General features: G+C 61.6%; 6 protein-coding genes and 1 pseudogene. 4 read left to right on the top strand and 3 right to left on the bottom strand.

Translation table 11 applies throughout. From position 1 onward, the window contains the following. Window positions 1-463: pseudogene (locus tag OUZ52_RS12010) on the top strand (glycine dehydrogenase (aminomethyl-transferring)); the annotation flags it as partial. A 94-nt stretch (window positions 464-557) separates the two neighbouring features. On the opposite strand, the gene OUZ52_RS12005 reads toward OUZ52_RS12010, so the two are convergent. The 3 genes from OUZ52_RS12005 to OUZ52_RS11995 all read right to left on the bottom strand — a co-directional run bounded on the left by OUZ52_RS12005 (window position 558) and on the right by OUZ52_RS11995 (window position 4,314). Further along, complete coding sequence (locus OUZ52_RS12005; RefSeq protein ID WP_266158637.1) at window positions 558-2,387, bottom strand: FAD-dependent oxidoreductase; 1,830 nt, start codon at window positions 2,385-2,387, stop codon at window positions 558-560. A 139-nt stretch (window positions 2,388-2,526) separates the two neighbouring features. After that, entirely contained in the window at window positions 2,527-3,399 is an 873-nt protein-coding gene (locus OUZ52_RS12000) for a DMT family transporter (protein WP_266158636.1), read from the bottom strand. 105 nt (window positions 3,400-3,504) lie between these two features. Next, window positions 3,505-4,314 carry an AraC family transcriptional regulator gene (locus OUZ52_RS11995; RefSeq protein WP_266158635.1) on the bottom strand — a complete coding sequence of 270 codons (810 nt, stop codon included), beginning with the start codon at window positions 4,312-4,314 and terminating at the stop codon, window positions 3,505-3,507. A gap of 218 nt (window positions 4,315-4,532) precedes the next feature. On the opposite strand from OUZ52_RS11995, the gene OUZ52_RS11990 reads away from it, so the two are divergent. The 3 genes from OUZ52_RS11990 (at window position 4,533) to OUZ52_RS11980 (ending at window position 9,179) form a co-directional block, all read left to right on the top strand. Next, entirely contained in the window at window positions 4,533-6,182 is a 1,650-nt protein-coding gene (locus OUZ52_RS11990; RefSeq protein ID WP_266158634.1) for a multicopper oxidase family protein, read from the top strand. Between the two features lie 396 nt (window positions 6,183-6,578). Then, entirely contained in the window at window positions 6,579-8,621 is a 2,043-nt protein-coding gene (locus OUZ52_RS11985) for an alkaline phosphatase family protein (RefSeq protein WP_266158633.1), read from the top strand. A gap of 96 nt (window positions 8,622-8,717) precedes the next feature. Further along, a complete protein-coding gene (locus OUZ52_RS11980) occupies window positions 8,718-9,179 on the top strand; it encodes a DUF3617 domain-containing protein (RefSeq protein ID WP_266158632.1) in 462 nt (153 codons plus the stop codon). The last annotated feature ends 17 nt before the right edge of the window (window positions 9,180-9,196 follow it).

Raw genomic sequence — 9,196 nt, 5'->3', positions numbered from 1 at the left:
GCATGAGTGCATTCTCGACCTGCGTCCGCTTAAGGACAGCACCGGCATCAGCGCCGAAGACGTGGCCAAGCGCCTGATCGACTTCGGCTTCCATGCGCCGACGCTGAGCTTCCCGGTGGCCGGCACGCTGATGGTGGAGCCGACCGAGAGCGAATCGCAGCACGAGCTGGATCGCTTTATCGACGCGATGATCCAGATCCGCGATGAAATCCGCGCCATCGAAGACGGCCGTCTCGATCGCGAAGACAACCCGCTCAAGCACGCCCCGCATACCGCCACCATGGTCACCGCCAGCGAGTGGACTCACGCCTACCCGCGCGAGCTCGCCGCCTTCCCGCTGCCTAGCCTGAAGCTGCAGAAATACTGGTCGCCGGTGGCACGCGTGGACAACGTCTATGGTGACAAGAACATCATGTGCGCGTGCATTCCGATCGACGCTTACAAGGAAGAAGCGGAGGCGTAAGCCAGCGACTCGCCTCATCGGATGAACAAGAAAGCCCTGCTTTGCAGGGCTTTTTTTATGCATCGACCAGGTGGCCTAGGCCTGGATCTGCGACTCAGCCATGCAGCCGCGTAAACCCATCCGCGCTCCACACTTCACTGCCCACGCCGTGATGGACGAAGAACAACCCTTGCGGATCGTATTTCTGTTTCACCGCGGCCAGCCGTGGATAGTTGGAACCCCAGAAAGACTTCTGCCAGGCGGCTTCGAAGTAGTTGCTCTCCGACACATACGAGCCGGCATCGGGTGCTGCCTTCAACAACGCATCCATGCAGCGATCGATGCCTTGTGCCGCGCTGCGCGCCTCGGCCAGATCGGGCCGGGCGCCCGGCATGCCCGGAAAAGCAGCCGGCCCTTCGCCAGCGCAAATCGCCAGCGCGAAGGCCGTCAGCACATCGGGATTTGTCGCGGTGTTACGTGCCGCGGCAATCTCCTCCGCGGGCGCACCCGCCAGCCCTTTGTTGAAATGCAGCGACATGTCCCACTCGCGGGTACTGGCGAACAAGGCATCGACAAGGGTCGACTGCCGCTCTTGCTGCAATAACGAATCGGGCAGCCATGCCGAACGGTAACCGTGCAAAAACTGCCCGACCTGCCCTTCATCACCCGCCCACAACACATGATTGCGTGGCGCATCCGGCCGATCATCGGAGACGATGAAGCTGGATGCGTGCTGGCGTAGAAATTCGGCATCCCAGAAATGTCGCGCAGGCAGGCTCAGCACTTTCGCTTCGCTGAGAAAAGCGTATTCGTCGCGCGAGCGGAGCCAATCCAGAAACGGCGCCCAGATTTTCTCGGCCTGCGCTTGCTCCAGCCCCTGAAATACCATCGAAAACTGCAAGACATTGCCGGTCTTGAAGACCATTTGTTCGCCCCAGTGACGATTGAACAAATCGCTCTGGTAAAAGCTGATCGCCTTGGCGATCAACACGCGATACGCCGCATCCGAGGATGCCTTGATCGCCCCGAACACCGCGCCAAAGGTGTTGGGTAGTTCGCGGGTACGCAAGGTCAGCCGAGTGATAACGCCCAGGCTGCCGCCGCCACCGCCCTTGATGCCCCAGAACAGATCGGGGTTAGTGCGGGCATTGGCGATGCGCGTCACGCCATCGGCGGTAACGATCTCCGCTTCCAGCAAGCCCGCCGAGGCCATGCCGAAGTTCTTCGAGAAGCTACCGAAGCCGCCGCTTTGTACCAGGCCGGCAACCCCCACCGTGGTGCAGCCGCCGCCCTGCACATAACGCCCATGCTGGGTGGTCACGGCTTCGTAGGCATCGATCCACATCGCGCCCGCGCCCACCGACACCGCCGGTTGTGGCGCCTGCACACCAGCGCAACCGCGGGCGACAAAGGCCTCGTGCACGGATACCGTATTCATCTTGCGCGTCCATACCAGCAGGGAGTCCGGCGCATCGGAGGTGCCCTGATAGCTATGGCCGCCGCCCTTCACCACCAGACGCAAATGGTGCTCGCGGGCAAAATTCACCGCCGCGACCACGTCGGCCGTGCTGCTGGCCGCCACCGCATAAACGCTTGGCTGCGAGACCCAGGCATCGGCCCAGCCACTGGTCTGGGTCAGCGCGGGCTGGTCGCCGATGTAATAAGGGTTTTTCAGATGTTTAAGGGCTTCGCTGCACGCAGGATTCCCCGCAGCCGTCGCGCAGTCGGCAAACGGCGACTGCAGTTTGATCAGCCGGCCACTGACCTGCTGATTCAGGCTTTCCCAGCGATCCGCCGATGGCCATGCCGGGTCGCCCGGCCTTACCCGGGAGCGCCATTTCGCCAGGGTGGCATGTCCGGCCCAGGCCGGGCTGCCTGCTCCGGAGAACATCACCGGCAACAACGGTATCGCTAACGCAGCCTTCAACAACTCTCTTCGATTCACGAAAGCTTCTCCTCAGGCCGGCGGCCTTGTCGGTCGCCACTGTGTGCCGCAGGGCGCCCAGGCACCAGCGCCAGGGGACGAATCGCGTTCGATCGGTGACGAAAAGCAGGAGCCAGGGACGAACCGCCACCACCATGGCTTATTCCAACGGCGGCTGGGGCGACCGGGCCGTGGCAACCGTCCCTACCGCTACGATGACCAGCGCCAACCCCAGCATCTGCGCTGGACGAATCGACTCATCCAGCAGCATGGCCGACAAGACCACCGCGGCAATCGGCGCGATCGCCGTGAATGCGGACGCCTCCATCGCAGTAACCCGTGCCGCGCCGGCATACCAAAGCCAGAAGCCGGCCACGGTCGGAACCAGCGCGTAATAAATCACCGCCCAACCGCTCGAGGCAGAAACGCCGATCAACGCGGGATGCTGCTCCAGCAGGGCGGGAACGATCGATACCGCCAGCCCCAATCCGCTCATCGTCGTCGCCAGGGCCAACGGCGGCAGCGGTTGGCGCAGACGTTTGTTGAGCAAAATGAACAGGCTCTCGCAAACCACCGCCAGAAGAATCAACAGATCGCCAAATAACGACCGCCGGGCTCCGCCGCCCGATGCCGGCGACGCCAGCGTAACGGCCAGTACTCCGGTCGTCGCCAAGGCAAGCGCCAGCAACAATCGCGGGGTGGGTCGCTCACCCAACAGCAGCACGATCAACAGCGCCGCCACGGCGGGAAGTGTACCGAGCAGGATGCCGGCATCGGCAGCGGTCGTCTGTTGCGTGCCGAGCACCAGCAACACGGTATAGCCGACGCTACCGGCGCCAGCCTGGGCCAGCAGCAACCAGCCATCGCCCCGGCTGGGTCGCGGCCAGGGCGTACCGGTCAACCACATCAACGGGATAAAAGCGCATAACGCGATGGCAAAGCGGCATGCCGTGGCGGTAAAAGGGGCCAGTCCTGCGCCCATGGTCTTGCTGGCAATAACCGTACTGCCTACCGTCATCATGGCCGCGGCCATGCATAGGTATCCGACATATCTGGGGTGCATCGCAAGCTCCGGCTTAAACGGGCACCCACCATGCGCTGTCGGGCCAGCACGGGTCTTGGACGAAATTGCAGCCGCTCAAGCGGCGGCGTAGCGCCCCGGCGACACACCCATTTGCCGACTGAAATGCCTGCTCAAATGGCTTTGATCGGCAAAGCCCGTGGCCATCGCCACCTCAGCCAGCGGCACCCCGCGCAAAATCATCTGCCGCGCCATGGCAATACGCTGTTGCAACAGATAAGCATGCGGAGGCAACCCCAGCTCACGCGCAAAATGGCGCAACAATTGAAACCGGCTCAGCCCGGCATCGCGCGCCAGCTGGGCCAGCGAAACCGAAGCCGCGAGATCCGTATGGATGCGCTCCCTGGCGCGGCGGACAAAAACACTTTGCACCGTCGATAGACGTCCAGAAACCCGCGCAGCCTTCACTTCATGCAAGCAGGCAGCAAGCTGAAAAAGCGCCGCTTCGGATGCCAGCGCCGAGCGTCCCTGTATACCGCTGCGGGCCTGATCAAAGGCCGCGTCAAACAGCGAACGCAAACGGTGATCCTCGGTGACCGGCGCGGCAAAACTGAAAGCCGGCGGCGCCCCTTCGCGGATGTCGGTCAACACCTCCAGCAGCAGCGCCGGATCGAAATAAAGCATGCGCCATGTGCGCGGCGCCCCGCCGACCGCCCAGCCGTCATGAACCTCACCCGGATTGACGAAGATAAGACTGCCCGGCCCCGCCTCGACCCTGCCCGCATCGCCCGCCGATGCATGACCGCCGGCATCGACCACGCCGATGCCGTATTGATCGTGGGTATGCCGCGGGAACGAACGCGAGCTGTTCGCCAGCATGGCCATCTGGCCAGTCAGTGCCGTGCGGCGATAGCCCACTTGATGCATGCGAGGTTCCCGAACACCGATGAATGCGGTCATCGTAAACCGGTTGCCGATCAAACCAGCGCCTGCGTAAAAACTTGATGTCGTGGCACTAGGGAAGCCTGCAACATGTCTGTCATACGGGTTACCTAGGGTGACTTAATGACACGCCTAGGTCGTTTCCACCGCTGCCATGCCGCTCGCGGCCCTATCGCACTTCGAATCGGTCTAGGTGGCCTGCTGTGACGCTTTCACGTCGGCGCTTTTTGTTGGGCGCAGGCGGCTTGCTGACGGCGTATACCCTAGCCGATGCGCTGCGCCTCGCCCGCGCTGGCAGCATGCCGATGGCGATGCCTATGCGCATGAACGCGCCAACGCTGGCCGCCCCCAAGGTCCCGCTACTCAACCCGGCGTCGCTGAGCCGATTCGTCGATGCGTTACCGATCCCACCGGTCGCACACGCTACCGACAAGCGGACGCACCCCGCTTATCCCGGCCGTACATTGCCTTGCTACCACATGGAAATGCGTGCGTTCAAGGCACGCCTGCATCGCGATCTGCCGGCCACACCGATGTGGGGCTATAACGGCCTGTCGCCTGGCCCCACCATCGACACTGCACGCGGCGAACCGCTATTGATCGAGTGGGTCAATGCGCTGCCATCAAAGCACTTCCTGCCGATCGACCACACCATCCATGGCGCCGAACGCGGCAAACCCGATGTGCGTGTAGTGACCCACGTGCATGGCGCCCGCGTACCGGCCGCTAGCGATGGCTACCCCGAAGAGTGGTATGCCCCGGGCCACTCGGCGCTTTATCACTATCCAAGCGTGCAAGATGCCGCCACGCTCTGGTATCACGATCACGCCATGGGCATTACCCGGCTCAATATCTATGCCGGGCTGTTCGGCAGCTTCATCGTTCGCGATGCCGAAGAACAAGCGCTGGGTTTGCCGTCGGGCGACTTCGATCTGCCACTGCTGCTGTGCGATCGCTTGATCGCCAAGGACGGCCAGCTCTACTACCCCGTCTCCGATGATCCCGACGCACCGTGGGTCACCGAATGTCACGGTAATGCGGTGCTTTGCAACGGCAAGCTTTATCCCTACCTGGAGGTCGAGCCACGGCGCTATCGACTGCGTTTGATCAATGTAGCCAACACCAGTTTTTTCGATTTATCGCTGTCGCAGCACCTGGTTTTCAAACAGATCGGCAGCGACCAAGGCTTGTTGTCTGCGCCGTTGCAGCGCGCACGCATCGAGCTTTATCCCGCCGAGCGCGCGGATGTCGTGGTGGATTTCGCCGGCCTGGCCGGGCAGTCGGTGCAATTACATCATCGCTCCGAAGCCATCATGGAGTTTCGCGTTCGCGACCATCAACCACGCGATACCTCGGTATTGCCGACCACCCTGCGCCCGATCAAACGCATCGACCCGGCGACTGCGGTACGCGATCGCCCACTCACTCTCGGCGAGCAAGATGATGCCGGCGGCAACGCCATGATGATGTTGCTTGGCGGCAAACACTGGTCCGATCCGATCAGCGAAAATCCGCGGCAAAACAGCATCGAGACGTGGAGCTTTATCAACCTCACCGGCGATGCGCATCCTATCCATGTGCATCTGGTGCGTTTCCAGATTATCGACCGACGCCCTTTCGATCTGTTCGCCTGGAATGCTGACCGCACACTCAAATACACCGGCCCCGCGCAACCACCGCCGCCGCACGAGGCTGGCTGGAAAGACACCGTGCGCGCCGACCCAGGCATGGTGACGCGCATTGCCATGCACTTCGAAGGCGAGCCGGGCCGCTATGTATGGCACTGCCATTTTCTTGAGCACGAAGACAACGACATGATGCGGCCATATGAATTACTGCCCGCTCAAACATGACGTTTAATGGCCGTCCATACGTAAAATCTTGACGCTGCACCAACAAACTCAGCTCAGCCAGCCCCCTCCCCTGCGCCTCCCCAACGGGGGGACTCCCTTAGGTCGCAGGGAGGACTGGGAAGAGGTGCGATCCTGCCGCAAGCCTCAATCCCAGCATCCCCTGCAAGCAAGCGGACGGACAAGAGCCGCTGCACTGCAAGCCCTTCTTGCCACAGGTTTTTACGATGTCGCCGCAGTGTCATCGTGCGCGCCAGCGCTGTCGCGTACTTGCCAACGCATCGTCATCTACGCGAGACAGACTGTCGAAGTCTTGTGAACCCAGATCGTTCGCAAGCGAAGAATCAGGGGGAAACAAACGATCGCAGTCGTTACAGGATTCCAGCAGGAGATCCAGTCATGCCCATGCTTTCTGGCTGTACCCGATTGAAGCCACTTGTCTTTGGTTTGCTCGCTACCGGCCTTGCCGGTGTCGTGAGCGCACAAAGCACCACACCACCCGATCAAGACGCCAGCTTTCGCCAACATCTGCCCAGCGCGGCGCAGAGCAACCACACGGCATTACCAGGCGGTATTGTCACGCTGCATCGCCCCGGCGATGGTGACGACCGTAGCGGCCACACCCGCACGCCGATCAAACACGTCATTCTGCTGATCGGCGAAAACCGCACCTTCGATCACGTGTTCGCTACCTACACACCGCCGGCCGGGCAACGCGTGCATAACCTGCTCTCGGAAGGCATCGTCAATGCCGATGGCACGCCCGGCCCGAATGTTGCCGCCGCACGCCAATGGCAGGCATCCAACACCGGTGCTTATGCCAACGCCCCCAAGCGCACGGCGCCGTATACGCTGCTGCCCAAGATGAATACCGGCGGCGCACCGACGCAGCCTTATCTGGCCTCGGCGGCGCAAGCCGCGGCGATCGAACCGGGCCTGCCTGCCGACGCGTATATCGAACTGGCCGAAGGCGGTACCGGCCTGCCCGGCCATGTCATCGATACACGTTTTCCTGCCGATCTGGTGAATGCACCGGTCGATATGCACGCATCGATCAGCTACAACGATTACGCCAACAGCCCGGTACACCGCTTTTTCCAGATGTGGCAGCAACTCGATTGCAGCGTTGACGCCGCCACGCCGAGAAACCCCAGCGGCTGCCGCAATGACTTGTTCCCCTGGGTCGAGACCAGCATCGGCGCGGGCAACAACGGCGCCAAACAACCCGCCAACTTCACCGATCAAAGCACCGGCGAAGGCTCCACCGCCATGCAGTTCCTCAACATGGCCCAGGGTGACGCGCCGTACTTCGCCCAATTGGCACGCACCTATGCCTTGAGCGATAACTTCCACCAATCCGTGATGGGCGGCACCGGCGCCAATCACATCATGCTTGGCTTCGGCAGCCCGATTTACTATGCCGATGCGCAAGGTAATCCGGCCGTACCGCCGAGCAACCAGATCGAAAACCCGAATGCCCAGGCCGGTACCAACAACTGGTATGTGCAAGACGGCTACGGCGGCGGCTCCTACGTCAACTGTGCCGATGAAACACAGCCTGGCGTGGATGCCATCAAGGACTACCTGCGTTCGCTGCCTTACCACACCTTCCGCGGTACCGATTGCAAGCGGGACGCCTATTACCTGGTCAACAACTACAACCCAGGCTATCTCGGTGACGGCACACCCGCGCCGCTGGGAGCGAACCAGTTCACCGTACCGCCAACCACCCAGGACAACCTCGCCCTGCTGCTCAACCGTCACCACGTAAGCTGGAAGTACTACGGCGAAGGCTGGGGCAACGGCAAGGAAAATGGCGAGGCCGGTACGTTCTGCAATATCTGCGATCCGTTTCTTTATTCCACCCAGGTCATGACCAATCCTGAGCTGCGCAAGAACAACCAGGACATCAACGACCTCTACAACGATATCCAGAACAACACGCTGCCGGCGGTATCCATTGCCAAGCCCGATGGGCTGCTAGACGGCCACCCGGCATCGTCCAAGCTGGAGCTGTTCGAAGGCTACGTGCAGAAGATCGTCGAGATGGCCAAGGCCAATCCGCAGGTATGGAACGACACCGTCATCATGGTGACGTTCGATGAAGGCGGCGGCTATTGGGATTCCGGCTATATCCAGCCGATCGACTTCTTCGGCGATGGCACGCGTATTCCGTTGCTGGTGATCTCGCGCTACTCCGAGGGCGGTCGTGTCGTACACACGTATTACGACCATGTCTCGTTCGACAAATTCGTCGAGGCCAACTGGGGCCTGCACGAGACCATTTCATCGCGCAGCCGCGATAACCTGCCCAACCCGATTGCACGTCGTGAAAACCCGTACGTGCCACTCAACGCGCCGGCCATCGGCAACTTGATGAACATGTTCAATTTCGGCGACTACCACGCGTCGAACGAAGCCAACACCGAAACCCAGGACTAAGATTCACTTCGATCCTGCCCTGCCCGCTAGCTGCGGGCAGGGTTTTCGTGTGTCTACGCCACGCGCCATTCACGGCTCTCGGAGAATGCTCCAGCGATGCATCGTCTTATGCAGAAACAGCAACCCACGGTCAGCCGCAGCGCCACGCTTACGCTGCTTATCGCCTTCGGCCTGAGCAGCTCGCTTGGCCATGCCGACCCTGGCGACTTCAAAGCCATGCCCGGCTTATGGAAAACCGTTACCCGCATCGTCAAGCAAGGGCAAGCCGGACCGCCATCGACCCAATGGCATTGCGAGGCCGAGGACATGGATCCCTGGACCGCCTTTGCGGATATCGCTGTGCCGGATAGGTCGTGTCAGCGCAGTGACCAACATCGCAGCAGCACCGCTTTGTCATGGACGCTGAGCTGCCCCGGCGCCATGCCGATCAGCGGCAAGGGCCAGGTCGATTTCGATTCACCCGAGCACTACACCGCCAGCATCACTCTGCAAGATCGCGGCGAAGTGCTACGCATCGAAGGCAGCCGCCATGCGGCCTGCACCAGTCCCAGCGATTGATCGCATACGCTGCCAGC

The sequence above is a fragment of the Dyella silvatica genome, from assembly GCF_026283955.1.
In the GTDB taxonomy this organism is placed as follows: domain Bacteria; phylum Pseudomonadota; class Gammaproteobacteria; order Xanthomonadales; family Rhodanobacteraceae; genus Dyella_C; species Dyella_C silvatica.
Note: the sequence above shows the minus strand (reverse complement) of the source record. Positions and strands in the feature narration are given on the sequence as shown.